Here is a 26001-nt window from a genome sequence, read left to right on the forward strand (position 1 = left end):
GAGGGGGCGATCGATGGGTAGACTTGTCCGGTCGTCCGCCCAGGAGGCCCTGTGCCGTTCGCCGTCCACCTCGATTTCGATCGCACGGCGCCGCCGCCCTGGCGCCGCTCATCGACGCCGTGGAATGCGCCGACCTGGACGCGATGACGCCGCGCCGGGCCAGGGTCGCGCCGCATCTCTCGCTCGCCGTGTATGAACGGCTGGCCGCGGCGACCGTGACGGTCTCGCTGGAGCGCTTCGCCGACGGCCAGCCCGCGCTCGCCATCCAGCTGGCAAGCCTGGGCGTGTTTCCGGGTCCGCCCGCTGTCCTCTTCGCCGCCCCAGTGGTTTCGCTCGAACTCCTCGCTCTGCACCGCGCCTATCACCAAGCGACCTGGGCCGCCGGCCCGCGCTGCTGGGCACACTACCTGCCCGAGGCCTGGGTGCCGCATGTCACGCTCGGCGAGGGCATGAGGCCGGCTCTGGTGCCGGCGACGATCGGCAACGCCATCGCCGCCTGGCATCCGCGCGCGGCGGTGCTGCACCGGCTCTCGTTGGTCCGGTTCCATCCGGTCGAGATTCTGTGGTCGACGGCGCTCGCGCCGGCGCACCCGTGAGTAGGGGAGGGGAGGGTGATCGTGCATCTCAACGGCTGGCCCGGGGTCGGAAAGCTCACCGTCGCTCGCCTGCTGGCGCCGCGGCTCCAGGCCCGCCTGATCGACAATCACCTGCTGCACGACGTCGCCATCCGCTGCGCCGGCATCGATGACCCGGCGCGCTGGCCGCTCTACGAGACGGTGCGCGCCGCCGCCTACCAGGTGCTGGCCGACCGGCCGCGATCGGAAACCTTCGTCATGACCAACGCCCTGTGCATCGGCTCGCCACGCGAACGCGAGGCTTGGCGCCAGGTCGTTGCCCTGGCGGAGACGCGGGCGGTGCCGCTGGTGCCGGTGGTGCTCGAGGCCGACGACACCGTGCTGTGCTCCCGGGTCCAGAGGCTCGAGCGCCAGGGACGCAAGTTGACGGACCCGAACGTCCTGGCGGCGATGATCCGCTCCGACCGGCTGCTGAAGCCCGACGTGCCCGAGCGGCTCGACCTCGACACCACCCGTCTCGCCGCCGCCGACGCCGCCGTGGCGATCGAAGCGCATCTGCTGGCCGTTCGCGACCGCTTGGCGCCGGCGGACTCCAGGCACCTGACGCCGGTGACCGCGCCATGATCGACGAGACCATGCCGGGCGCGGGGGAGGGCGCGCCGGCGGCCGAGCGCCCGACGGCGGTGCTGCCGGATGCCGGCGCGGCGACCGGCCTGACCGACCTCCAGCGCGCCGAAATCCGCCGGCTCGCCCAGCGGGCGGACGCGCTGGTCGAGGCCTCGCTCTCGGCCAACACCCGGCGCGCCTACGGCACCGCCTGGCAGCAATGGACCGCCTGGTGCCTCGGCTTCGATCTCGACCCGACTGCCGCCGACGCCTCCTGGCTGGCGATGCACCTCACCGCCCTGTCCGAGACCCGGTCGCTGTCGACGATCGAGCTGCGCCGCGCCGCCGTCCTGGCGATCCGCCGCCGCCTCGGCCGACCGATCCATCTCGACGACGGATATTTCCCGGAGTTCCTGCAAGGCCTGCGCCGGACCAAGGGTGCCCGCCCTTCGCGGAAGGCGGCGGTGCTCGAGGAGAATCTGCGCGCGGCGATGCTGTGGCTCGATCCGGACACCGCGCCCGCGCCGAAGCGCTGCCTGCGCGATCGGGCGCTGCTGCTGACCGGCTTCGCCGGCGGCTTCCGCCGCTCCGAGCTGGCCGGCTTCGACTTGCGCGACATCAGCTTCACGGCCGATGGCCTGGTGCTGTTCGTCGCCGGCTCGAAGACCGACCAAGAGCGCCGGGGCGAGGAGGTCGGCATCCAGGCGGTCCCGCGATCGCCGCTCTGCGCCGTGACGGCGGTCTCGGCCTGGCTCGCCGCCCGCGGCGACACGCCAGGGGCCCTGTTCTGCCGGATCGACCGCGGCGGCCATCTCACCTGTGGACCCGACGGCCGCCTACAGCCGATCGACACCAAGACCGTCGCCCGGCTGGTCAAGCGGGTGATCGCCGGCACCGGTCTCGGCGCCGAGGACTTCTCCGCCCACAGCCTGCGCGCCGGCATGATGACCGCGGCCGATCGCAAGGGCGTGTCGCTCGAGGCGGCAATGCAGCACGGCCGCTGGAAGGATGCGCGCACCGCCCGCGGCTATCGGCGGCATTCGTCGCTCTGGCAGGGGAACTTCACCGGCAAGCTGCTGGCGGACGAATAGCGACCACGAGTCGTTGTCGCCAGAAGTCGCTACAAGCGGGCCTTTTGGTCTGCGACACGCCTTGCAATGCGGCAGCCGATTGCCGGCGCTGTGCTCCGACGTTAGACTGCCCACACTGATGGGCGGCCCCGGTGCTGGCACGCGCCAGGGAACTGACTGTTCCTTGAGGAGCCGGAGCAATGAGCACGAGCCCACTGCGCGTGGCGGTCGTCGGCGGCGGCATCGGCGGCGCCGCCACGGCTCACGCCCTGCTTCGACGCGGCATGGACGTTCGTCTGTACGAGCAGGCGGCAGCTCTGGCCGAGGTCGGTGCCGGCGTCGCGATCCAACCGAACGGTGTCCGGATGCTGCGGCGGCTCGGCCTCGGAGACGAGCTGAACCGCTCGGGGGCCAGATAGATCGACCCACAGTTTCGTCGCGCCGATGGATCCTATGCCGCGGCGATGTGGCCCCCCGAGCTCGCCAGCGAAATCGAGTTCTACGGCATGCACCGCGCCGATTTGCTGGCAATGTTCGTCGACCGGCCGCCTGCCGACATCGTGAAGGCTGGCCACAGATGCATCGGCTTCGAACAGGATGATCGGCAGGCCGTCATCACCTTCGCCAATGGTGCGCGCGCCACGGCTGACGTCGTGATCGCGGCTGACGGCATCCATTCAACCCTTCAGCAGTTCGTGGTCGCCCCGTCCGACCCGCTCTATTCGGGATTCCATCGCCTATCGCGGCGTGATCTCGGCGGCGAGCGTCTCGTGGCCGCCAGGAGATGCGCAACTGGCACGGTGCAGGCAGGCATTTTCTCGTGTTTCCGGTGCGCGCCGGCCTGCTCATCAACTACGTCGGCTTTGTGACGACCGATGAGCCGATGAGGGAGTCATGGTCGGCACGGGGCGATCCCTCCGCCCTTGCTCGGGAGCTCGCCGGCTGGGACCCAATGGTTGAGACGATCATTGCCCAGATGAAAACCACCTTTCGGTGGGGCCTGTTCGATCGCGAGCCGCTCGCAACCTGGACCCGCGGGCGCCTGACCCTGCTGGGAGACGCCGCCCACCCGATGCTGCCGCACGTCGGCCAAGGAGCCAATCAGGCCATCGAAGACGCCGGTGCATTGGCGACCGTGCTGAGCCGTGCAGACCGCAACTCAGCCCCACGGGCGCTGCTGATCTACGAGCAGCTGCGGCGCCAGCGGACTGCCGGCGTCCAGCGCATGTCGCGGGTGAGCGGTGCTCGCTATGGCGCGTCCAGCGGCGACTTGCATGTCCGCGACCGCCAGCTCGACGCTCAGCAGCAGGAACGCGCCTGGGTCTGGAACTATGACGCCGATGCCGAAGGCACGGCCGCCGCCGCCTCGCTTTAATGCAATCTGGTCCGCGATACTGTTCAGCCGGGGCGGGGAGTCGGGCTTGGCGCCCTGACGGTTGGCGGCCTGCAAGCTACGGTCTTGTCGCGACCAGCACGCTGGATTGTAACCAATCGTCAGACTGTCAGCCCCGCCTTGCGGAGGCCTTCAACGCGGCGCTCAAAGTCCTCGGGGTTGCGGAAGGGAAGGACGCGACGGCGGCGCTCGACAGAGAAGCCGGGATTGATCTGGAGCGCGCGCTGCCACGCTCGTCGGCTCTCCTCGGGCTGGCCGAGGTGGCCGTAGCATGACGCGAGCAGGGCGAAGGCGGTGTCTGATCGCTGATTTCGTGCGAGCCGCTGCTCGATCGCGACAATCGCCTGCTCATATCCGCCGAGGGAAAAGTGTGCATCGGCGACGAACTGGAGCAGGAGATCTGGATAGTGCGGGTCCAGGCGCATCGAAGCATCAAGCGTTTCGAGGGCGCCTGCAGGATCGCCAGAGAATATCTGGATGTGGGCCATCGACATGAGGAGCTGGACCGAGTTGGGCGAAAGCTCGAGGGCCCGCTGCGTCTCTGCCCACGCCCGGTCCAGCTCACGGCTCCACAGGCAAGCCAAGCCCAGCGCGAAGTGGCCGTTGGCCTCGTCCTCGGCCATCCCCACCGCCTGCTGCGCGAGTTCTCGCCCGATTCGCAGCGAGTGCTCCTGATCGCTGCTCCAGCCGTTGATGTAGTCGAGCACGTGGGTGAAGGCGGTGAGAGCAAGGGCCGCCGCATAGTCCGGATCGATCGCGATGGCGGCTTCTGCCATGCCGCGCGCCGCGATATTTCCGGCTCGGGTGTGCGCCCACGCCTGCTCCCGGCCACGCAAGAAGAATTCGTACGCCTCGACATTGACTGCGCGCGTCCCGGCTAACCGATCGGGGCCACTCGTGAGCTTAAGCTTGAGCGCAGTCACGATCTCCTGCGTGAGTTCGTCCTGAACCGCGAAGATGTCGGTGAGGTCGCGATCGAAGCGGCTGGCCCAGACATGCCCGCCGTGGCTCGCATCGATCAATTGGGCCGTGACCCGCACCCGGTTGCCCGCCTTGCGTACGCTGCCCTCGAGCACATAGCGGACGCCAAGCGCCTTGGCGACGTCCGGAATGGAGACCGCGGCCTTCTTGTACACGAAGGACGAGTTGCGGGCGATCACGTGCAACTCGGACAATCTCGACAGATCCGTGATGATGTCCTCGCTGATGCCGTCGGAGAAGTATTCCTGTTCGGCATCGCCGCTCAGGTTGTTGAACGCGAGCACGGCGATGGAGGGCTTATCGGGGACGGACGGCCGCGCCGAAGGTCCTTCCGGCGCACGGGTCTGCGCTGGGATCGCCGGCTTCGCCTGTGAGGCGACTCCGACCTGAAGCGAATAGACCCGGATCGGCTGGGCGATGTTCCTGAGCTGGGTCTCGCCGAGATCGGTCACGGCGAGATCGAGCCGCGCTCTCACCTGGCGGTAGGCATCTTCGGAAAGACAGATCCCGCCGGGCTTAGCAATTCCCTCCAATCGCGCCGCGATATTGACGCCGTCGCCCATCAAATCCCCGTCGCCCTCCTCTACGACGTCGCCCAGATGGATGCCGACGCGGAACTCGATGCGAAGCTCAAGCGGCACGCCGGCATTCCGCTCGACCATTGCGGTCTGCACCTCGATGGCGCAGCGCACGGCGTCCACCACGCTGCGGAAGTCGACGAGGCTCCCGTCCCCGGTGCGCTTGACCACGCGGCCATTGTGCACGGCAATGGTCGGGTCGATCAGGTCGCTGCGCAGCGTCCGCAGCCGCGCCAATATGCGATCCTCGTCTGCGCCTGTGAGACGGCTGTAACCGACCACATCCGCGACCAGAATCGCCGCGATCTTCCGCGTCTCGCTCATCGCGCCAGTTGCCTTCGATTGACCTTAGCACAAAAGCTTTGCGAATGCGCCCGGGCTCGACTGGTTCGCCAGGAAAGTCTCCCGACATGCCATCGGCCGAAGACCACTGGAGGTCGCCTCCGGTCACGTCCGCTTTCCCGAGCCGAGCTCCATGGCCAGCTTCGCGCCCGAACTCGTGCTGAGTTGGCCGATAAGGGGTAGATCCGGTGGCTTTGGCTGGTGACCGCTATGGGGACGCCGGAGCAATGGCCGCATTTGGCGCAGCTCGGCCAGATAGCCTAGCCTGTATATCTCACACTGGGGAGGTGCATCGGGGCTTTGGATCTGAGAAAGTTGTTTTGCGAGAACGACTTACTTTGGATCAAAGGAGTTCCCCGATGCCGACAGAGTGTAGCGCAGATCTGTTCGGATTTGCACCCGTCGAAGGCCGCCGTGTCGAGGCGGCGTTCGACGGCGGGACGATCACCTCCGACGCCGGAGCGCTGCTGCTCGGGGCGACGGATCGGGCCATCGGTCTGATCGGCCGGTTCGCCTCGTGCTTCAGGGACGTCCGCCGTCCGGACCTGATCGAGCACACGGCAAGCTTCAGGCGCGGCGCTCGGATTGCGCGCCGGTGGCCGGCAAGTCGACGCTCAACCGGCTGGAGCTGTCCCGGGGCGAGCCGAGCCGCTATCACAAGATCGGCCATGACGGGGCGGCGATCGAGCGGCTCTTCGTCGACCTGTTCGTGGAGGCGCACAAGAGCCCGCCCCGGCAGATCATCCTTGATCTCGACGCCACCGACGACCCGCTGCACGGGCATCAGGAGGGCAGGTTCTTCCACGGCTATTACGATGGCTACTGCTACCTGCCGCTGTACATCTTCTGCGGCCGGCATCTTCTGGCCGCCAAGCTCAGGCGCGCCGACATCGATGCCTCGGCAGGAGCGGAGGAGGAGGTCGCCCGCATCGTGGCTCAGATCCGCAGCCGCTGGCCCAGGACCCGCATCCTGTTGCGGGCCGACAGCGGCTTCGCCCGCGAGGCGCTGATGGCCTGGTGCGACGGCAACCGGGTCGATTATGTGTTCGGTCTGGCCCGCAACGCCCGCCTCGTCGGCGAGATCGAGGCCGAACTGGCGCAAGCCGGAGAGGAGGCGCGGCAGACCGGCCAGCCGGCCCGGCGCTTCAAGGAGTTCATGTGGTCGACGCGGGACAGCTGGTCACGCCGGCGCCGGGTGATCGCCAAGGCGGAGTGGACCGGCGGCGAGGCCAATCCGCGCTTCATCGTCACCTCGCTCAAGTCCACGGCGGTCTCCGGCCGCTCCCTCTATGAACAGGTCTATTGCGCCAGGGGCGACATGGAGAACCGGATCAAGGAGGCGCAAGCCGATCTCTTCGCAGACCGCACCTCCGCCGCCACCATGCGGGCCAACCAGCTCAGGCTGTGGTTCGCCTCGATGGCTTACGTGCTGGTCTGTGCCCTGCGCCGCATCGGCCTTGCTCACACCCAGTTCGCCGAGGCCACCTGCGGCACCATCCGGCTCAAGCTCCTCAAGATCGGAGCGCTTGTCCGCATCTCGGTCAGGCGCGTCAGCTTCGCCATGGCATCGGGATGCCCCTTCCAGCCCGAATGGGCCCTCGCACACGCCCGATTGCGCAACGCCGCCGCCTGATCCGGCCTTCCGCCCCGACCGCAACAACGAGTTCACCGCCGAGCCTCCCTAACCGCAAATGCGGCCGATCTCGCTCGTCCCCTCACACTCTCTCCTCGCCCTGCTCACTCTCACCGCCGCATCATCTCGCAGCCGTGAGAAATGCGGGCTAGTATGATTTATTCGTCAGCCTCCGGTGAGGACCGCAGGGGATTTATTGCGAGAATCCGAGCTTGTGCGGGCGTGACCGGCGGCGCGCTGGTCGGCGATGATCTGCTGCAGATTCTCGATGCCGTCGCGGGTGAAGGCGGTCACACCATCCTCGCCGACGCCGTAGACGTGCAGCCGCCCATCTTCGGGTTCCATGTCGATCGAGATCTCGTGCAGCCAGTCCTCGTCCTCGCCGAGCATCCGAGCGACATGGCCGATGGTGAAGACGGAGGCGGTGGCCGCCACGGTCAGGCTGCCTGGCTGCGGGGCGTCGGCCGCCAGTGCCATGGCAGGAGGTCGTCAATCCTGCTGGCGGGGTGGTCGGCGATGCGGGCCAGGACGTCGGCCAGCCAGGCCTGCGGATCGACGTTGTTCATCTTGGCGGTGACGATCAGGCTGTACATGGCCGCGGCGCGCTGACCGCCGCGGTCGGACCCTGCGAACAGCCATGACTTTCTGCCGAGAGCGATGCCGCGCAGGGCTCGTTCCGCCGCATTGTTCGACAGGCAGATCCGGCCGTCATCGAGGAAGCGGGTGAAGGCCGGCCATCGCTTCAGCATGTAGTCGATGGCCCGGGCGAGATCGTTGCCACGGGAGAGCTTGGCACGCTGCTCGCGCATCCAGCCCTCCAGTTCGGCGACCAGCGGCACGCTCGATCCCTGCCGGACCGCGCGACGCCGCTCGGCGCTCTGGCCATTGATCGAGCGCTCGATCTCGAACAGGGCATCGATGCGCCGGACCGCCTCCAGCGCCAACGGCGAGATCACGGCCCGCGTCTTGCCCCGGGCCGCGCGGCGGGCGCTCTCCGCCAGATCCGCCATGGCGAAGAAGGGCCGGCGCGCATGGACCCAGCATGCCGCCTCCAGGATCGGACCCGGCTTGCGGTCGGGCTCGTACAGCTTGGTGTAGCCGCCAAAGGCGTCGGCCTGGAACAGCCCGGCATAGCCGGCCAGATGTGCCTGGGGATGCTCGCCGGTCCGATCGCGCGAGTAGTAGAACATCGCCGCCGGCGGATCCCGTCCGCCGAACGGCCGGTCGTCGCGCACATAGACCCAAGCCCGCCCGGTATCGGTCCTGCCCTTGGCCAGGACCGGCACGGTCGTGTCATCGCCGTGCAGGCGCTCGGCCGCGAAGACGTGCGCCTCGATCCGCCGGATCAGCGGCGCCAGCACCGCGCAGCAGGCGCCCACCTGGTCGGCCAGGGTCGACAGGCTGAGCGGCACGCCTTCCCGCGCATAGCGCTCGGCCTGGCGGTTGAGCGGCTGGTGCTGCCCGAACTTCTCGAACAGGATCATCGCCAGCAGGCTGGGGCCGGCCCAGCCCCGGGCGATCACATGGAACGGTGCCGGAGCCTGGCTGATCCGCTCGCAGTCCCGGCAGGTGAACTTCTCGCGGACATGCTGGATCACCTTCCACTGCCGCGGCACCACCTCCAGCGTCTCGGTGACGTCCTCGCCCAGCTTGCGCAGCCGCTCGCTGCCGCAGCAGGAGCAGGCGGCCGGGCTCGGCTCGACCACACGCTCCCGCGGCAGGTGCTCGGGGAACGGCCTGCGTGCGGGCCGTTTGCGGGTGAACGCCGCCACGGACGTGGTCCTGGCGACGGCGGCCTCGGCGGCGACCTCGTCCTCGGCGGCCGTGCTCTCGAGCTCCTCGAAGCTCAGCTCCATCTGGTCGAGCAGCCGCGCCGTCCGTTCCGAGCGCTGGCCGTAGAGCTGGCGCTTCAGCTTCTCGATCTGCAGTTGCTGGTGCGCGATCAGGGCTTGGTCGTCGGAGGCCTGAGCCCGGGCCACCGCCAGCTCCGCCTCGACCCGGGCCGTGTCCTCGAGCCGCTGCCGCCGCTCGGCGGCCAGCGCCGCCTTCAACGCGTCGACATCATCCGGCAGGGCCTCGGGAGCAGTGTCCATACCAGGATGGCATCAGAAATCCTCGCCGCTGGCTCGCCCAAAATGCGGACCTCGACCCCTATCCCGCGCGCTCCGGCCGGAAGGTGTGGCGTGGGTTCCGCCAGTCGATTCCGTCGAGCATATAGGCCAGCTGCGATGCCGAAATGCCGACCACGCCGTCGGCCGGCGATGGCCAGATGAAGCGGCCCTTCTCCAGCCGCTTGGCGTAGAGCGACATGCCCAGCCCGTCATGCCAGAGAATCTTGATCAGATCGCCTCTGGCGCCGCGGAACACGTACAGATCACCGGCATGCGGATCCCGGCCGAGCGCCTCCTGCACCTGCAGCGCCAGCCCGTTCATGCCGCGCCGCATATCGGTCCGGCCGACCGCCAGCCACACCCTGACGCCGCTCGGGACCGGGATCATCGCCGCTCCAGCACGTCGAGCACCAGCCGTAGCGTCGCCGCCTTGACCCCGCTGCCGATCCGAAGGCGATAGCCGCCAAACTCGATCTCGATCAGATCGTCGGCCCGCGCCGGCGCGGGCTCGGCCGGTGGATCCGGCGTCACCGCCACTGGCATCAGGCGCAGTTCCGTCGGCTCGGCCACCTCAGCGGCGTAGCGCTTCCGCCAGGCGAACACCTGGTTCGCGTTCACGTCGTAGCGTCGCGCCACCAGCGACGCCGACGAGCCCGGCTCCAGCGACGCCGCCACGATCTCCCGCTTCAGCCCCTCCGGCCACAACCGGTTCCGACGCCGCTCACCCAAACTTGTGTCCATAACTGCATTCGTGGACACTTCCACCACTCCCCGCCGTCAACCAATGCTCCAGCTTCCGTCAACCCGACAAACGCGGAAAGGCGGCCTACGGCGGAGGCTTACATTTATTCCATGAGCGTGGCTGCCGCAGCTCTCGATATCCAGGCCTAATGCCACGGCCTCGCGCTGCAGCAGGTCCAGATGCTCACCCGCCTGGCCGAGATCGCCATGCAGCTGGCCGAGGCCGAAGGCACCCGCGCCATTGAAGCGCAGGCCCGTGCCACCCAGCCCAAGGCCGACGAGGCCGCGGTGGAGGGGGCCACCCCGAGGTCCTCGGTGGCCTTGGCGTAGCTGAGCGTGTCGACGCCGGCACCGCCGCTCATGGTGTCGGCGCCCAGTGCGTTCCAAGAAAGCTTGATCGTCAGTTTCCGAGCAATTCAAGCTGCTGGCAAATGTCCCCTCCTGACCCGCTGTCGCGATGCCTCTCAACGGCACGACACTGAAGGGCCGCATGCCATCCGGCGAACGAAGGCTTACCGCCCTTTCCCGCCAGCGCGACCGGGCCGGGAGCGCCAAGAGCGGTCATCGCGGCGGCGTCCCGATAGCGGATGCCCACCTAATCGGCCACAGTCGACCGGTAGTGGCGATCCCAGCGCGCCCATCACGAACAGGCTCGTTTATCTACTGCGCATCCGACCACATTCAGCGTTTGACGTGTCCGAACGGATATCTTTCCCTCACCCATATCGCATAGATTTTCGCAATCTCGCCGCGTCCAATCGAGTCGGTAAGCGGCCCGGTGCCAATGCCATAAACGTCGCACCCGTCGTCAATGAGACGGCAGGCCGCCGCGATCGCTTCCTCTGGGCTGGGAAGCCTGACGACGTGCTCAACAGCGTCGCTCTTATATTGGACATGCCATGTCATACAGGAAATGTCGGACAGCAACATTGCGACCGGCAAGAGAGTAGTTTTACCTACGACGAGCTGAGCCTACGGTCGGACCTGGCGGGAGCGCGCCAGGAACGGTCGTCCACACGATTGCTTTCTACGGCCGGTACGCACCTAGACCGGACGTGACCGCACCCGACTCAAAGCCGACACCACGCGCGTCGTCGATTATCACGGCTTCCGGAACAAGCGGTCCGATGCGGAGGCTAAATCCGACCGTCGGCCTAGTTCGGCATCGGTAGCAAAGAGGTGATAGAGGCCATGAGCTCCTCCGGAGTGTATGGTTTGGGAAGGAACGCTCCGCCCTCAACCATTAACGCCTGCATCCCATCTGTCATTGCCTGCCCGGAGGTGTAGAGCACCTTCAACTTCGGTCGCCGTTCGCGCGCGGTGCGTGCCAGATCAAATCCGTCCGGCGGCCTTCCAAGGTTGAGATCAGTAAAAAGAAGATCGATCGGCGCCTCGCTCTCGATAAGCGCAAGAGCCTCAACGCCATTGTGTGCGGTTAAGGTCGAGTGTCCCAGGGAGGCGACTAATCCTTCCGCTAACGCGAGGATTGTGGGTTCGTCCTCCGCGATCAAGGTCGTTGTCATCCGACGGCCCCTCCTGGGTGGCCGGAGCAGAAACGCACGGTAAGAGGATTTGTGCCGTTAGCGCGCTTGGCCGGGTACCGAGAACAGCTGTCTGCGATCTGAGCCCCGCACTTTTGCGTTCCGCCCTTCGCTGTCAGCTGGGCGGGCGGGGGCCGCTCAAGAGCGGCCATCCCGATTCGCGCCTGAGAGCGGACACGACCCGATTCGACCCAATGCGGCCCATTCTCGACGCCGCCCGTAACCCCAGCGTTCAGGGCCCGATAGCCTCACGCAAGGCCGCCAGGAGCCGGTGTTCGTCAATTGGCTTGCCGATGTTGTGTACTCCCGCCAGCACCTCTCCGCCAACAAGCTCCCGCCGGTCATAGGCGCTCGCCACGATGAAGGGCACGTTTCGCTCTCGTAGAGCCGCCGCGACAGGCGATACCGCCCCGTCCTTCAGGGTGACATCGAGAACCGCGACGGCAGGCTGCTCGGATTGCAAGAGGCGCAGAGCCTCTGCGACAGTGGCAGCGGGTCCAATGACGGCCCAACCATGCCGGCTCAGGATCAGATCGAGATCCATGGCGATGAGGAACTCGTCCTCTACGATGAGAACCGCTCTCGCCCCAGCCACAAGCTCACCTGGATCTCAGATCACGGCATTGGAACCACAATCTCCAAGCTTAAACCGGAAGGCAGGTATTCGAGTTCCACTCGACCACCGAGCTCGCGCGTAGCGACGAAATCGATGAGACGGGTGCCGAAGCCGGCGGTGGCCGGCGGCGTCACCGGGGGCCCGCCGCGTTCCTGCCAGCGAAGCCCGAGCTTCGGAGCGCTGTCTTTGGACACATCCCAGAGGATCCGGACTTGGCCCTCGGGCGCCGAAAGGGCGCCGTGCTTCACGGCGTTGGTTGCGAGCTCGTGCAGGATCAGGCCAATGGGCACAATCTGAACCTGTGCGAGCGTAACGGCCGGGCCGGGTTCAACGATGATTTTCTTCTCACCGGCGGCGTAGGGCGCGACGGTCTTCTCGATCAGTGTGCGCAGCCCGATCTCACCGGGCTGGCCGAACGCCAGATCATGAGCGGTCACGAGCGCCTTGAACCTGCCAAGGAAGTCGTCCCGATACTCCACTCCGGAACGGCCCTCTGCCACGGTCTGTCGCGCCATCGCCTGGACCATGGCGAGCAGGTTCTTGATCCGATGCCGCAGCTCGCCGACAAGCATGTCGGACTCGGCTTCGCGCTGCCGGCTCAGCGTGGCATCGACAATTGACACCAGCATGCTCTGGCTGGACCTGTCGGGCTGGAATAGCCGATGAGCGGAAACGAGCATCGTGCGCCGGCCGATGTTCGGGAATTCGTGCACGACTTCATAATCGATGACCGCCATGCTCTTGGTGATGACGTTTTCGAGCAGATGGCGCAGATCGGGAATGTCCCACTGGCCATCGCCCAGATCGTAGATCGGCCGGCCAAGGGTCTCGTCCTGGGCCACCTGGAAGGTGTCATAGAAGCTTCGGCTGACGGATTCGACGCAGTGATGGTTGTCGAGAACGAGCAGTGGCTCGGGAATGGTATCGACAATGCTCTGCGCCTGAATGTGCGCATTGCGCATCAGGCGGTAGATGTCCACGAGATTCATCAGCCTTCCCCGTCCTCCCGATCGGAGCGGTTCGGGCCAATCAAGGCTCAGCCGCTGGTGAGAGAATGCTCTTCATTTGCGCTAAGAGCTAGACAGGGAGGTGTGTTCCCAGGGGCGCTGTCAACCATGCAGCGGAGTTGTGCAATGCCGGCCGCGTCAGGCTGAGCCGTTGCCCAGCGACGAGCCGCTGGCTTGATAGCCCGCTAGCCGCTGCATGGCCGACTGCCGAGCTTCCGCTTTCCGCGCTTCCCGGACGGCCAGGCCGGATGCGGCTGCCCGAAACGGGCCATCCCGCTTGGCACCGGAAAGCGGACATGACCGAATCCGGCCCGTCCGCCGTCGCCTCAGACGAATGCCACGGGTTTATCGTCGACGCCCTTGACGGCGCTCATCTGACTACAGAAGGGATCGTCACCCACAGGGCCGAGACGCCGATCGGCGGCTCGGTGGACCTTGGCGCCGCCGGCGCCTAGCGCAACAGAGCCCGGTGCCCGGCCCTCGGGCCGGGCACTCGCCCGCTTCCCGCTTCCGAAGGCCCAACGACACCTGCAGCGACTGCGATTCTGGCGCGGAACCGGAGCTTCATCTCCGCAATCCGCTGATCGCAGAGTCCCTCCGGATTCTGGTTGTCGTTGGCGTGGCGCTGAGCCGGGATCGCAGTGTTCATGAAATCAGATCAAGGTATGCCGTCCTCTGCCATGAACGCAGGCGACCGAGTCCTGTTCCGTCGTTGGACTAAAGGCGACCGATCTGGCAATGCTCACTGCATCGTCTCCGGCATCGAGTCGGTCCGCGCTTCCGCCCAGCCTGCCACCCGAAGCAGATGCTGGGCCAGCTCGCGCGCCTGCTCGGCGGTAAGCGCCAGCGGCAAAGCTCAATTTATCGTCGTTCGGACATGTCGGGCTCGGCAGATACCGCACCTCCACCAGGCAGCCCTTCTCGGGCAACGTGCCCATCGACCACCGAGCCCAACAGCATCGTGAAGCCGATCCACGAGACGGCTATACCGGTGATCCTGGCCCCGGACAAATGGAGACTTGGCTCACCACTGCGGATCCCGTGGCGATGCAGCTGCGATTGGCCGACGACCAGCTTCACGTCGCCCGGGTCGGTCCGAAGGGCGACAGTGAGGAGCTGCAGGGCGGTCTACGATGCCGAATACCAGCGCCTGGCCGGTGGCCGCACCGCGGTGGCATCGCTGATCTGATTTCGCACGCTGTTAGGCCGGACTCGCCCCCTGGACACGCGCGCCGTCTTTAGAGCGGGGGGCAGGCGGATTCCTCCCGCTACCGAAAATCCCGCGATCCCGGCATCGCGTCGACCGCTTCGCGTTCAGTCAGCAGCGGCTCAGCCTGGTCCGGCCCGTCGAGCCGCCCCAGCCATAGCAAAGGCCGCCGCCCGATCGCCCTTTTCCACTCGACCGCGGATGCCGCGATGGGTCTTGGCCGCGAGCTCCTTCAGGAACACGGCCTTCATCGGGGCAAAAAATTTTCACCCGAAGCCATAAGCCGTGCAATTTGAACTAACCGGGTATGCAGCGCTTCGCTTAAATTCATTCTATTCCCATACCACCCGGCGTCTCCGGGGGCATTTGCAAAGCTTGGCCGCCTGCAGGAACCGCGTGCCGAACAGATAGTGGAGGATGTTTCGTGACTCAGACCCTGAACGGTACTTCCAGCGCCGACACCCTCACCGGAACCGACCCGGGCAATCCGGCCAACCCCGACGGCATCGACATCATCAATGGCGGCGGCGGGAACGACACGCTCAGCGGCCTGGGCGGCAACGACACCCTCAATGGCGGCAGCAACAGCGACCTGCTCGACGGCGGCGCCGGGGCCGACGTGCTGAACGGCAGCTTCAGCCCCGACACGGCGACCTATGCTGCGTCCACCGCGGCGGTGAGCATCAACCTGCTGACCAACGTCAACACCGGCGGCTACGCGCAGGGCGACTCGCTGATCTCGATCGAGAACCTGACCGGCTCGGCTTTCGCCGACATATTGGTCGGCAATGCGGCGGCCAATGTGCTGGCCGGCGGCAATGGCGACGACGCGCTCCAGGGCGGCGCCGGGGCCGACACGCTGGATGGCGGCGCCGGCATCGACCGGGCGAGCTACACCGCCTCATCCGCCGCGGTCGTGGTCACGGTCAACGGCGCGGCCTCGGGCGGCGACGCCGAGGGTGACACCCTGACCGGCATCGAGAACCTGACCGGCTCGACCTTCAACGACACGCTGACCGGCGACGCCGGCGTCAACACCCTCAATGGCGGCGGCGGCAACGACACGCTCCAGGGCGGCGACGGCAACGACCTGCTCATCGGCGGCGTCGGGGCCGACGTGCTGGGTGGCGGCGCCGGCATCGACACCGTCTCCTACGCCGCCTCGGCTTTCCTGGTCGTGGTGGCGGTCAACGGCGCTGCCTCGATCGGCGATGCCGACGGCGACACCCTGACCGGCATCGAGAACCTGATCGGCTCGGCCTCCCACGACACGCTGACCGGCGATGCCGGGGTGAATCTGCTGTCCGGCGGCGACGGCAGCGACACGCTCCGAGGCGGCGCCGGGGCCGACACGCTGGATGGCGGCGCCGGCATCGACCAGGCGAGCTACACCGCCTCATCCGCCGCGGTGATGGTCACGGTCAACGGCGCGGCCTCGGGCGGCGACGCCGAGGGTGACATCCTGACCGGCATCGAGAACCTGATCGGATCGGGCTTCGCCGACACGCTGACCGGCGATGCCGGGGTGAATCTGCTGTCCGGCGGCGACGGCAACGACCTGCTCGCCGGCGGCGCCGGCGGCGACACGCTGAGCGGCGGCGCCGGCATCGACACCGCTTCCTACGCCGCCTCGACCGACGCGGTCCGGGTGGCGGTCAACGGCGCGGCCGCGATCGGCGATGCCAACGGCGACACCCTGTCCGGCATCGAAAACCTGATCGGTTCGGTCTTCTCCGACATATTGGCCGGCGATGCCGCGGCCAATGTGCTGGCCGGCGGCAATGGCGAGGATTCGCTCCAGGGCGGCGCCGGGGCCGACACGCTGGATGGCGGCGCCGACTTCGACTGGGCGAGCTACGACGCCTCGGCCGCCGCGGTGGTGGTCACGGTCAACGGCGCCGCCTCGGGCGGCGACGCCGAGGGTGACATCCTGACTGGCATCGAGTTCCTGATCGGATCGGGCTTCGCCGACACCCTGACCGGCGATGCCGGGGTGAATGTGTTGGGCGGCGGCGACGGCAACGACACGCTCCAGGGGCACGGCGGCGCCGACAATCTGCAGGGCGGCAACGATATCGACACGGTCTCCTACGCCGCCTCGGCCGCCGCGGTCGTGGTGACGGTCAACGGTGCGGCCTCGGGCGGCGATGCCGCGGGCGACCTACTGATCAGTATCGAGAACCTGACCGGCTCGGCCTTCAACGACACTCTGACCGGCGATGCCGGGGAGAATCAGCTGTCCGGCGCCGGCGGGGACGACCTGCTCGACGGCGGCGAGGGCGCTGATCTGATGGATGGCGGCGACGGCATCGACACGGTGACCTATGCCGCGTCCACCACGTGGGTCACCATCAGCCTGCTGACCAACGTCAATACCGAGGGCGATTCGCTGATTTCCATCGAGAACGCCACCGGCTCGGCCTTCGCCGACTGGCTGTTCGGCAACACGGGCGCCAATGTGCTGGCCGGCGGCAATGGTGACGACGTGCTCCAGGGCGACGCCGGGGCCGACACGCTGGTTGGCGGCGCCGGCATCGACTGGGCGGTCTACGCCGGCTCGGGCGCTGCGGTCGTGGTCATGGTCAACGGCGCCGCCTCGGGCGGCGACGCCGCGGGCGACATCCTGACCGGCATCGAGAACCTGATCGGATCGGGCTTCGCCGACACGCTTACCGGCGGTACCGGGGTGAATCTGCTGGTCGGCCGCGACGGCAACGACACGCTCCAGGGCGGTGCCGGCGCCGACGGGCTGCAGGGCGACGCCGGCATCGACACGGTCTCCTACGCCGCCTCGGCCGCCGCGGTCGTGGTGACGGTCAACGGCGCGGCCTCGGGCGGCGATGCCGCGGGCGACACACTGATCAGTATCGAGAACCTGACCGGCTCGGCCTTCGCCGATACCCTGACCGGCGATGCCGGGGTGAATGTCCTCGACGGCGGTGCCGGCAACGACGTGCTCGACGGCGGGGCCGGGGCCGACGTGCTGGGTGGTGGCACGGGCATCGACACGGCGACCTATGCCGCGTCCACCGCGGCGGTGAGCATCAACCTGCTGACCAATGTCAACACCGGCGGCTATGCCGAGGGCGATTCGCTGAACTCGATCGAGAACCTGACCGGCTCGACCTTCGCCGACATATTGGCCGGCAATGCCGCGGCCAATGTGCTGGCCGGCGGCAATGGCGACGACGCGCTCCAGGGCGGCGCCGGGGCCGACACGCTGGATGGCGGCGCCGGCATCGACCGGGCGAGCTATACCGCCTCGGCCGCCGCGGTCGTGGTGACGGTCAACGGCGCCGCCTCGGGCGGCGACGCCGCGGGCGACATCCTGACCGGCATCGAGAACCTGACCGGCTCGGCCTTTAACGACATATTGGGCGGCAATGCCGCGGCCAATGTGCTGGCCGGCGGCAATGGCGACGATGCGCTCCAGGGCGGCGCCGGGGCCGACACGCTGGATGGTGGCGCCGGCATCGACACCGCTTCCTATGCCACCTCGGCCGCCACGGTCGTGGTGGCGGTCAACGGCGCCGCCTCGGGCGGCGACGCCACGGGCGACATCCTGACCGGCATCGAGAACCTGACCGGCTCGGCTTTCGCCGACATATTGGCCGGCAATGCCGCGGCCAATGTGTTGGCCGGCGGCAATGGCAACGATGCGCTCGAGGGCGGCGCCGGGGCCGACACGCTGGATGGCGGCGCCGGCATCGACTGGGTGGGCTACGCCACCTCGGCCGCCGCGGTGGTGGTCACGCTCAACGGCGCCGCCTCGGGCGGCGACGCCGCGGGCGACATCCTGACCGGCATCGAGGACCTGACCGGCTCGGCCTTCGCCGACATATTGGGCGGCAATGCCGCGGCCAATGTGCTGGCCGGCGGCAATGGCGACGACGCACTCCAGGGCGGCGCGGGGGCCGACACGCTGCATGGCGGCGCCGGCATCGACCGGGCGAGCTACACCGCCTCGGCCGCTGCGGTGGTGGTCACGGTCAACGGCGCGGCCTCGGGCGGCGATGCCGCAGGCGACTTCCTGACCGGCATCGAGAACCTGACCGGCTCGGCCCTCAACGACACGCTGACCGGCGATGCCGGGGTGAATGTCCTCGACGGCGGTGCCGGCAACGACCTGCTCGACGGCGGGGCCGGGGCCGACGTGCTGGGTGGCGGCACGGGCATCGACACAGCGACCTATGCCGCGTCCACCGCGGCGGTCAGCGTCAACCTGCTGACCAATGTCAACACCGGCGGCTACGCGCAAGGCGATTCGCTGAACTCGATCGAGAACGTCACCGGCTCGGCTTTCGCCGACGTGCTGACCGGCAATGCCGGGGCCAATGTGCTGAACGGCGGCGCCGGCGACGACGATCTCAACGGCGGCGCCGGCGCCGACGTCCTCGTCGGCGGCGCCGGCGCCGACTGGATCTCGTACAACCCCTCGACCGTCGGCGTGCAGGTTAGCCTGGCGACCGGCACCGGCACGGGCGGCGATGCCGAGGGCGACACCCTCACCGGGATCGAGAATCTCGCCGGCTCGCATTTTGCCGACATCCTGACCGGCGATGGCGGGGCCAACAGCCTGGAGGGCCTTGGCGGCGACGACGTTCTCCACGGTGGCGCCGGCGCCGATATACTCGGCGGCGGCAACGGCGACGGCAACGATACGCTCCGTGGCGGGGCCGGGGCCGATGTCCTCAACGCCGGCAACGGCACGGACACCGCCGACTATACCGGCTCGGCGGCGGCGGTCGCCGTCAACCTGCAGAGCGCGGCGGCCTTGGGCGGCGATGCCGCGGGCGACACACTGATCAGTATCGAGAACCTGACCGGCTCGGCCTTCGCCGATACCCTGACCGGCGATGCCGGGGTGAATGTCCTCGACGGCGGTGCCGGCAACGACGTGCTCGACGGCGGGGCCGGGGCCGACGTGCTGGGTGGCGGCACGGGCATCGACACAGCGACCTATGCCGCGTCCACCGCGGCGGTCAGCGTCAACCTGCTGACCAACGTCAACACCGGCGGCTACGCGCAAGGCGATTCGCTGAACTCGATCGAGAACCTGACCGGCTCGGCCTTCGCCGACATATTGGCCGGCAATGCCGCGGCCAATGTGCTGGCCGGCGGCAATGGCGACGATGCGCTCCAGGGCGGCGCCGGGGCCGACACGCTGGATGGCGGCGCCGGCATCGACCGGGCGAGCTACACCGCCTCATCCGCCGCGGTGGTGGTCACGGTCAACGGCGCGGCCTCGGGCGGCGACGCCGCGGGCGACATCCTGACCGGCATCGAGAACCTGACCGGCTCGGCCCTCAACGATACGCTGACCGGCGATGCCGGGGTGAATGTGCTGGTCGGCGGCGACGGCAACGACACGCTCCAGGGTGGCGGCGGGGCCGACACGCTGCAGGGCGGCAACGGCACGGACACCATCTCCTACACCGCCTCCACCGCGGGCGTGGCGCTCAGCCTCTCGACCGGCAACACCTCGGGCGGCGACGCCGCGGGCGACAGCTTCAGCAGCATCGAGAACGTCATCGGCTCGGCCGTCGCCGATGACATCAACGGCAGCGCCGGGGCGAATGCCCTGGATGGCGGGGCCGGCGACGACCGGCTGGCGGGCCGCGGCGGCGCGGACGTCCTGCGCGGCGGGGCCGGCAGCGACACGGCCTACTACGTCGCGTCCTCCTTCGCCGTCACGGTCAACCTGGCGACGGGCACCGCCACGGGCGGCGATGCCCACGGCGACACCCTCGACAGCATCGAAAACGTCACCGGCTCGAACTTCGCCGACACCCTGATCGGCAATACCGTGGCCAACATTCTCGATGGCGGTGGCGGGGACGATGACTACGCCAGCTATGTGGCCTCGACAGCCGCGGTGTTAGTCGACCTTCACGCCCACACCGCCACGGGCGGCTATGCCGAAGGCGACACGCTGATCAACATCGAGAACCTCATCGGCTCGAGTTTCGCCGACACCCTGATCGGCGACGGCGGGTCCAACAATATCTTTGGCGGCCTCGGCGACGATACGCTTCGCGGCGGGGCCGGGAGCGACTACATCGACGGCGGCAATGGCTCGAACACAGCCGACTACACCGGCTCGGCGGCGGCGGTCTCGGTCAACCTGCTGACCGGTGCCACGTCCGGCGGAGATGCCCAGGGCGACACGCTGCTGATCATCGGGAGCCTGATCGGCTCGGCCTTCGCCGACACCCTGGTCGGCGCCGCCGGGGCCAACACCCTCAACGGCGCCGATGGAGACGACGTACTCGACGGCGGGGCTGGGGCCGACGCGCTGCGCGGCGGGGCCGGCAGCGACACGGCCTACTACGTCGCGTCCTCCTTCGCCGTCACGGTCAACCTGGCGACCGGGACGGGCACGGGAGGCGACGCCCAGGGCGACACCCTGACCGGGATCGAGAACCTCAGCGGCTCCCACTTCAACGACCGGCTGTACGGCGACGGCGGCGCCAATGCGCTGAGCGGCGGCGACGGCGACGACACGCTCCGCGGCGGTGCCCGCGCCGACGTCCTCGACGGCGGCGCCGGGTCGGACTTCGCCAACTACCAGGGCTCGACGGCCGCGGTGTCGGTCAACCTGCTGACCGGTGCGATCTCGGGCGGCGACGCGGCGGGCGATGTCCTGAGCGGGATCGAGAACCTGTATGGGTCGAGCAACGCCGACCAGCTGACCGGCGACAACGGCCGCAACGTCGTCGGCGGCGAGCTGGGCGACGACACCATCGTCGGCAATGGCGGCGACGACGTGCTCTCCGGCGAGGCCGGCAACGACGCGCTCTCCGGCGGCGACGGCGCCGACCGGATGGTCGGCGCCGCCGGGACCGACACCATCCATGGCGGCATCGGCGATGACAGCATCGATGCCGGCAGCGAGAACGACCAGGTCTTCGGCGAGGCCGGGACCGACAACGTCTATGGCGGCACCGGCGACGACCGGCTCGACGGCGGCGACGGCAACGACACGCTCGCAGGGGCGGCGGGGGCCGACACGCTGACCGGCGGCATTGGCATCGACACGGCGAGCTACACCGGCTCGGCCGCCGGGGTGAGCGTGAATCTGGCGACGGGTATTGTCTCGGGCGGCGACGCCCAGGGCGACACGCTGTCCGGCATCGAGCAGGTGCAGGGCTCGGGCTTCGCCGACACCCTGACCGGCGACACCAATGCCAACACCCTGTGGGGCATGGGCGGCGGCGACGTGCTCACCGGCGGTGGCGGCGGCGACGCGCTGAAGGGCGGGGTCGGCAACGACCGCTTCGTCTACACCGCCCTGTCCGACAGCGCCGTCTCCGGCCTCGGCAAGGACACGATCCGGGACTTCGCGGCCGGCGACCGGATCGACCTGTCGGCGCTCGATGCCGACGGCAACGCGGCCAACGGCGACACCGCCTTCAGCTTCGGCGCCGGCGCCTTCACGGCCGCCGGGCAGATCCGGGTCCTGGCCTTCGCCGACAACCGCTACGGCGTCTATCTCGAGACAACCGGCAACAGGGTGGAGGACGCAGTCATCACCGTCTATTCCGACCATGCGCTGACCGCCGCGGATTTCGTGCTGTAGCTCGGAGGCCCGGGAGGCCTGCAGCCCAGGCCTCCTGGTCCCCTCAAAAATCCTGGTGTCAATCGGCACAGAGGGAGGTCCCTGTGCACCCACCGGGGGAATCCGCGGGGGGTCCGGGGCGGGGGGATCAGGCGCGGTGTTTAAAGCGCCAGCTGGCGTTGCCGGTCTCGACGATGTCGCAGTGATGCGTCAGTCGATCCAGCAGGGCCTTGGTCATCTTGGCGTCGCCAAAGACGTTGGGCCATTCACCGAAGGCGAGGTTGGTGGTGACGGCGACCGAGGTCTGCTCGTAGAGCCGCTGCGATGTGCAATCTGTATGCCGTGAACACCACGCAGGAAGAACTGAGCCGCCTGGCCGACGCGTTAGACGTCGACCTCGGCAATCTTTTCCGGCATGGCATCGGTGTTCCCGGACTACCCAGGCCGGGGTGAACACAAGAACTGTCCGTAGACCTCCGACATCCGAGAACGGATTGGCAACACGCTCGGATCACGCGGCGGTCCGGAAGTCGGCGGGAGCTCTGCGAAGTGGGCGGAATGCGCCGAGAGGCGGCAGATCCTGGTGGCTCCAGTCGTAGGTGCCGATCAGGTTGATGTGCTCCCAGATTTGCGGCGAGACATGGCGCCGGATCTCGTCCGGCAGCTCATGGCCTTCGGCTCGCAGCTGAACGACCGCCCGCGACAGATAGACCGTGTTCCACAGGATGATGGCGCTAACCACCAAATTGAGCGCCGAGGCCCGGAACGCCTGGCTCTCGAAGGAGGCGTCGCGGACCTCGCCGCGCTCATGGAAGAACACCGCCCGGGTCAGCTTGTGCCCGGCCTCGCCCTTGTTCAGCCCAGCCCGGCAGCGGGCTCGCAGCGCCGGGCTGGAGTACCATTCGATCATGAACAGGGTGCGCTCGATCCGGCCGATCTCGCGCAGCGCCCGGGCCAGCAGGTTGGTTTTCGGCATCGCCGCCAGCTTCTTCAACACCGCCGACGGCGCGACCTCGCGGTCCTCGATCGACAGGGCGATGCGCAGCACCTCGTCCCAGGCCTCGCGGATCGCGTGCTCGTCGATCCGGCCGCCGATGTGCTGGCGCAGCAGCGGGTCGGCGTCGGCGAGAATGTATAGAGACCAGTCCTTCAGGTCCCGCAGCCGCGGCACCAGGCGCCGGCCCAGCACCGCGAACAGGGCGAAGACGTGGTCGGTGGCGCCACCGGTGTCGACATAGTGCTCGGCGATGTCGAGCTGGGACGCATGGCCGTAGATCCCGTCCAGCACATACGCGGCCTCGCTCTCAGTCACGCCGATCGGCAGGATATGGTAGTGCCCGCGCTGGTCGGAGACCCAAGTGTAGAACTTGCCGCCGGGGCCATGGCTGTAATGGGTGTTGATGTCGCTGCGCTTGCCGGCCCGGCCCGCGGCGGCGAAGAACTGGCCGTCGGAGGAGGAGGTCGAGCCATCGCCCCAGATCCGGGCATAGGGATGGGCCAGCTGCGCGTCGATGATTCGGGCGAGGCCGGTCTTGAACGCCGCATCATGGGCATGGAACTGGCGGCACCAGCCGATCTGCCGAGCGGTGACGCCGCCATGCCCTTGAGCCCGAGATTGGTGGCGTCAGCGAGGATGCCGGCATGGAGCGCCTGGATATTGCGCGGCAGGCCGCCGGTGCGCAGATGGGTGAACGCGTCGGAGAAGCCGGTCCAGCCGTCGACCTCGGCGATCAGCTCGGTGATCCGGACCTGCGGCATCCGGTCGAGGATCAGCCATTTGACGGCCTCGGCCGTTTTAGGCACCGCCGTCCGGTCTGGGGAGACCACCAGCTTGCCATCGGCCAGGCGGACACCCGTGAGCTTGCCGGCGCGGGCACGATTCGCCAGCTGCTGCAGCTTGAGGGCCAGCTCCTGCCGCTTCTCGGCGAGCCATGCGACAGGATCGGGCGGTACGCCGAGGCGCAGATCGTCCGCCTCCTTGCGGGCCGCGACGGTCGACGCCGGCACCAGGTCGGCGGTGAGCGGCCGGAAGGTGCGGCCGCCCTCGACCCAGACGTCGCCCGAGCGCAGCCGGTCCCGCAGCACCGCCAGGGTCGCGACCTCGTACAGCTTGCGGGGCTTGCCGGCGGCGAGCATCGCCTTGCGGACCTGGCCTGCCAGATGCCCGACCGGCGGCTTGGTGGGCATTCCCCGGCGGCCCTCGCGGTACAGCTGCCGCAACAGCTCCAGGGCCGCCAGCAGGGGATCACGCCGCCGAGCCGATCGGAAGACGAAGGCCTCGATCAACGCCTTGGCGCAGCGCCGGACCATATCCGACCGCCCGGCGACATCGAGGAGCGGATCGGGTTCGGCCGCGGCCTCGAAACTTTCCAGCTCCGCCTGCGCCTGCATGAGGCGGTGCCATCCGATCCGCTCGTGCAACAGCCCGATGGCGTCGCTGTCGGTATCATTGGCCTCGCTGAGCGCGCGCAGGGTGTCGCGGAACAGCCGCAGCAGCTCCCCAGCGGCCCGGCCGGTCTCGAGATGGCGCTGATTGCGGCGCGATCGGGCCTTCGCGAACTGCCGGCCCACGAGCCGGCAGAACATCGCCACCACCGCGTCGGTCAGGCGGAAGCCGAGCTCGATCAGCTGGGCCGCGACCGTGGCGCGACGGCGACCGGCGTTCAGATCGGCCGCGAGATGGACGGGCGTCACCTCGCCCTCGCGCACCAGCTGGCGCCAGCGGTCGGGATGGATGCGCTCGCGGCGCCGGGGATCGAGGCCGAAGTTGCGAACGACGCGCAGCCGCTCCAGCAGCGCCAGCAGGTTCTTCTCGCCCGGGGCCTCGGGTGGGGATCTGAGCCAGGCAAAGCGGGTGATCCGGATCGCGGGATCGACCTCAAGCAGCCGGTCCAGATCATCCAGCCGCTCCGCCGGCAAGCCGTCGAGCAGCGCCGCCTCCATGCGCCGGCGGGCCAGGACCCGGGCGGCGCGGCCGATGCGGTCGAGCGTGTCCGCCGCCGGCAGCACCGCGCGCCGGTCCTGCGGGGCCGTGATCATTGCCGCGGCGATCGGCTGCCCCTGATCGGTGGTGTCGGCGGCATCGAGAGCCGCCGCCAGTGCCGCGCGGCGATCGTCGCGGCCGGCGACATGCAGCCCAAGATAGCGCTGCGCTTCAGCGGCATGCTCCCAGCGATTCTGCTCCCGGCGGCTATACTCGGCCAGGTGTTCGGGACAAACGCCGAGCTGCTCGGCAACGAAGGCAACCATCGCCTCCGGCAGCACCTCGTCGTGAAGCCAAGCTCGACCGGGATGTCGCATCAAGCAGAGCTGGAGAGCGAGACCAAGGCGGTTGTGCGACGTCCGCTTCGCCATCACGAGATCGAGGTCAGCCGGATCCAGCGTGCAGTGCCGGATCAACTCCTTCTCGTCCTTCGGCGCTGCGAACAGCGCATTCCAGCGATCAGCCTTCAGCAAGGGACGACGCGACACGATCGATCTCTGTTCAGCGATGGACGCGCGACCGTAGCCGAGATTCGGGCCAGGGCACTGAGTCACTTTGAATAGGCGCTGACCATCCAGATCAATTCCGGTAGAGGCTTGCGGCAGACCGCCGTCGGGTCGGACCGGGTGTCGCAACCAGCGGTCATTGAGATGCTCGGACTTACGGCCAGATCGGCGGTCGCCGACGAGAGCTCAACGGCATCGGGTGTGACAGCCACACGAACAGCAGACCTGATGCCCCAACTTCGACGTTCCTGTTCTGAACTCAGATGTCGGAGGCCCACGGACAGTTCTTGTCACGACCCCGGGTAGACTCGTCCGGTCGCCCGCCCCGGAGGCTCCGTGCCGTTCGCCGTCACACTCGATCTCGATCCGCACGGCGGCGGCGCCATCGCGCCGCTGATCGACGCCGTCGAGCGAGCCGATCCCGAGGCGGTCGGCAACGCTATCGCGGCCTGGCAGCCGCGGCCGGCGGTGCTGCACAAGATCTCCCTCGTCCGGTTCCATCCGGACGAGGTGCTGTGGTCGAAGGCCTTGGTGGGTCCGTGAACGGGGGAGG

18 protein-coding genes and 3 pseudogenes are annotated in these 26001 nt (G+C 68.3%); 11 read left to right on the plus strand and 10 right to left on the minus strand.

The window, feature by feature from the left end; translation table 11 throughout:
• The first annotated feature begins 119 nt into the window (after window positions 1-119).
• The 6 genes from QFZ27_RS07995 (at window position 120) to QFZ27_RS08020 (ending at window position 3626) form a co-directional block, all read left to right on the plus strand.
• On the plus strand, window positions 120-596 hold the full coding sequence (locus tag QFZ27_RS07995) for a 2'-5' RNA ligase family protein (protein WP_429225613.1): 477 nt from the start codon (window positions 120-122) through the stop codon (window positions 594-596).
• Between the two features lie 15 nt (window positions 597-611).
• Window positions 612-1199 (plus strand): P-loop nucleotide/nucleoside kinase family protein, encoded by a 588-nt coding sequence (locus QFZ27_RS08000; protein ID WP_429225614.1) that lies wholly within the window; start codon window positions 612-614, stop codon window positions 1197-1199.
• Window positions 1196-2272 (plus strand): site-specific integrase, encoded by a 1077-nt coding sequence (locus QFZ27_RS08005; RefSeq protein ID WP_429225616.1) that lies wholly within the window; start codon window positions 1196-1198, stop codon window positions 2270-2272. Before QFZ27_RS08000 ends, QFZ27_RS08005 begins: the two co-directional genes overlap by 4 nt.
• 179 nt (window positions 2273-2451) lie before the next feature.
• The gene (locus tag QFZ27_RS08010) at window positions 2452-2670 is read left to right on the plus strand and encodes an FAD-dependent oxidoreductase (protein ID WP_429225617.1); all 219 of its coding nucleotides are present in this window, start codon (window positions 2452-2454) and stop codon (window positions 2668-2670) included.
• Between the two features lie 45 nt (window positions 2671-2715).
• Window positions 2716-3120 carry a hypothetical protein gene (locus tag QFZ27_RS08015; protein ID WP_429225618.1) on the plus strand — a complete coding sequence of 135 codons (405 nt, stop codon included), beginning with the start codon at window positions 2716-2718 and terminating at the stop codon, window positions 3118-3120.
• Window positions 3036-3626, plus strand: coding sequence for an FAD-dependent monooxygenase (locus QFZ27_RS08020; protein WP_429225619.1), 591 nt, complete (start codon window positions 3036-3038; stop codon window positions 3624-3626). Before QFZ27_RS08015 ends, QFZ27_RS08020 begins: the two co-directional genes overlap by 85 nt.
• Before the next feature lie 119 nt (window positions 3627-3745).
• Here QFZ27_RS08020 and QFZ27_RS08025 read toward each other — a convergent pair whose 3' ends face one another.
• The gene (locus QFZ27_RS08025; RefSeq protein ID WP_429225620.1) at window positions 3746-5527 is read right to left on the minus strand and encodes an adenylate/guanylate cyclase domain-containing protein; all 1782 of its coding nucleotides are present in this window, start codon (window positions 5525-5527) and stop codon (window positions 3746-3748) included.
• A 377-nt stretch (window positions 5528-5904) separates the two neighbouring features.
• On the opposite strand from QFZ27_RS08025, the pseudogene QFZ27_RS08030 reads away from it, so the two are divergent.
• Window positions 5905-7178: pseudogene (locus tag QFZ27_RS08030) on the plus strand (IS1380 family transposase).
• A 165-nt stretch (window positions 7179-7343) separates the two neighbouring features.
• On the opposite strand, the gene QFZ27_RS08035 reads toward QFZ27_RS08030, so the two are convergent.
• Genes QFZ27_RS08035 through tnpA form a run of 4 tightly spaced genes read right to left on the minus strand, consistent with a single transcriptional unit; the run spans window position 7344 to window position 10030 of the window.
• A complete protein-coding gene (locus QFZ27_RS08035; RefSeq protein ID WP_429225621.1) occupies window positions 7344-7655 on the minus strand; it encodes a hypothetical protein in 312 nt (103 codons plus the stop codon).
• Window positions 7616-9271 (minus strand): IS66 family transposase, encoded by a 1656-nt coding sequence (tnpC, locus tag QFZ27_RS08040; protein WP_429225622.1) that lies wholly within the window; start codon window positions 9269-9271, stop codon window positions 7616-7618. Before tnpC ends, QFZ27_RS08035 begins: the two co-directional genes overlap by 40 nt.
• A 58-nt stretch (window positions 9272-9329) precedes the next feature.
• A complete protein-coding gene (gene tnpB / locus QFZ27_RS08045; RefSeq protein WP_429225624.1) occupies window positions 9330-9677 on the minus strand; it encodes an IS66 family insertion sequence element accessory protein TnpB in 348 nt (115 codons plus the stop codon).
• The gene (tnpA, locus tag QFZ27_RS08050; RefSeq protein ID WP_429225625.1) at window positions 9674-10030 is read right to left on the minus strand and encodes an IS66-like element accessory protein TnpA; all 357 of its coding nucleotides are present in this window, start codon (window positions 10028-10030) and stop codon (window positions 9674-9676) included. The genes tnpB and tnpA overlap by 4 nt, the downstream gene beginning before the upstream one ends.
• 180 nt (window positions 10031-10210) lie before the next feature.
• Between tnpA and QFZ27_RS08055 the strand changes: the two genes are divergently transcribed.
• Complete coding sequence (locus tag QFZ27_RS08055) at window positions 10211-10360, plus strand: hypothetical protein (protein ID WP_429225627.1); 150 nt, start codon at window positions 10211-10213, stop codon at window positions 10358-10360.
• 824 nt (window positions 10361-11184) lie between these two features.
• Here the strand turns inward: QFZ27_RS08055 and QFZ27_RS08060 are convergent.
• The 3 genes from QFZ27_RS08060 to QFZ27_RS08070 all read right to left on the minus strand — a co-directional run bounded on the left by QFZ27_RS08060 (window position 11185) and on the right by QFZ27_RS08070 (window position 13176).
• Window positions 11185-11553, minus strand: coding sequence for a response regulator (locus QFZ27_RS08060; RefSeq protein ID WP_429225629.1), 369 nt, complete (start codon window positions 11551-11553; stop codon window positions 11185-11187).
• A gap of 250 nt (window positions 11554-11803) precedes the next feature.
• Entirely contained in the window at window positions 11804-12166 is a 363-nt protein-coding gene (locus tag QFZ27_RS08065) for a response regulator (RefSeq protein ID WP_429225630.1), read from the minus strand.
• 20 nt (window positions 12167-12186) lie between these two features.
• Window positions 12187-13176, minus strand: coding sequence for an HWE histidine kinase domain-containing protein (locus QFZ27_RS08070; protein WP_429225631.1), 990 nt, complete (start codon window positions 13174-13176; stop codon window positions 12187-12189).
• A gap of 314 nt (window positions 13177-13490) precedes the next feature.
• On the opposite strand from QFZ27_RS08070, the gene QFZ27_RS08075 reads away from it, so the two are divergent.
• Entirely contained in the window at window positions 13491-13649 is a 159-nt protein-coding gene (locus QFZ27_RS08075; RefSeq protein ID WP_429225632.1) for a hypothetical protein, read from the plus strand.
• Between the two features lie 1176 nt (window positions 13650-14825).
• Window positions 14826-21980 carry a beta strand repeat-containing protein gene (locus tag QFZ27_RS08080; protein WP_429225633.1) on the plus strand — a complete coding sequence of 2385 codons (7155 nt, stop codon included), beginning with the start codon at window positions 14826-14828 and terminating at the stop codon, window positions 21978-21980.
• A 127-nt stretch (window positions 21981-22107) separates the two neighbouring features.
• Here the strand turns inward: QFZ27_RS08080 and QFZ27_RS08085 are convergent.
• Together QFZ27_RS08085 and QFZ27_RS08090 are read right to left on the minus strand one after the other, a co-directional pair.
• Window positions 22108-22278 (minus strand): annotated as a pseudogene (locus QFZ27_RS08085) (ATP-binding protein); the annotation flags it as partial.
• A 192-nt stretch (window positions 22279-22470) separates the two neighbouring features.
• Window positions 22471-25496: pseudogene (locus tag QFZ27_RS08090) on the minus strand (Tn3 family transposase).
• A 288-nt stretch (window positions 25497-25784) separates the two neighbouring features.
• Here QFZ27_RS08090 and QFZ27_RS08095 point away from each other — a divergent pair.
• A complete protein-coding gene (locus QFZ27_RS08095) occupies window positions 25785-25991 on the plus strand; it encodes a hypothetical protein (protein WP_429225634.1) in 207 nt (68 codons plus the stop codon).
• The last annotated feature ends 10 nt before the right edge of the window (window positions 25992-26001 follow it).

It is taken from the genome of Inquilinus ginsengisoli (assembly GCF_050434925.1).
In the GTDB taxonomy this organism is placed as follows: domain Bacteria; phylum Pseudomonadota; class Alphaproteobacteria; order DSM-16000; family Inquilinaceae; genus Inquilinus; species Inquilinus ginsengisoli_B.

Bases quoted from the DNA above. Each gene is read 5' to 3' on its own strand.
- QFZ27_RS08015 (WP_429225618.1), top strand. From the start codon at position 2,716: ATGTGGCCCCCCGAGCTCGCCAGCGAAATCGAGTTCTACGGCATGCAC.
- QFZ27_RS08075 (WP_429225632.1), top strand. From the start codon at position 13,491: ATGACCGAATCCGGCCCGTCCGCCGTCGCCTCAGACGAATGCCACGGG.
- QFZ27_RS08020 (WP_429225619.1), top strand. From the start codon at position 3,036: ATGCGCAACTGGCACGGTGCAGGCAGGCATTTTCTCGTGTTTCCGGTG.
- tnpC (WP_429225622.1), bottom strand. From the start codon at position 9,271: ATGGACACTGCTCCCGAGGCCCTGCCGGATGATGTCGACGCGTTGAAG.
- QFZ27_RS08070 (WP_429225631.1), bottom strand. From the start codon at position 13,176: ATGAATCTCGTGGACATCTACCGCCTGATGCGCAATGCGCACATTCAG.
- QFZ27_RS08025 (WP_429225620.1), bottom strand. From the start codon at position 5,527: ATGAGCGAGACGCGGAAGATCGCGGCGATTCTGGTCGCGGATGTGGTC.
- QFZ27_RS08010 (WP_429225617.1), top strand. From the start codon at position 2,452: ATGAGCACGAGCCCACTGCGCGTGGCGGTCGTCGGCGGCGGCATCGGC.
- tnpB (WP_429225624.1), bottom strand. From the start codon at position 9,677: ATGATCCCGGTCCCGAGCGGCGTCAGGGTGTGGCTGGCGGTCGGCCGG.
- tnpA (WP_429225625.1), bottom strand. From the start codon at position 10,030: ATGGACACAAGTTTGGGTGAGCGGCGTCGGAACCGGTTGTGGCCGGAG.
- QFZ27_RS08005 (WP_429225616.1), top strand. From the start codon at position 1,196: ATGATCGACGAGACCATGCCGGGCGCGGGGGAGGGCGCGCCGGCGGCC.
- QFZ27_RS08055 (WP_429225627.1), top strand. From the start codon at position 10,211: ATGCTCACCCGCCTGGCCGAGATCGCCATGCAGCTGGCCGAGGCCGAA.
- QFZ27_RS08060 (WP_429225629.1), bottom strand. From the start codon at position 11,553: ATGACAACGACCTTGATCGCGGAGGACGAACCCACAATCCTCGCGTTA.
- QFZ27_RS08035 (WP_429225621.1), bottom strand. From the start codon at position 7,655: ATGGCACTGGCGGCCGACGCCCCGCAGCCAGGCAGCCTGACCGTGGCG.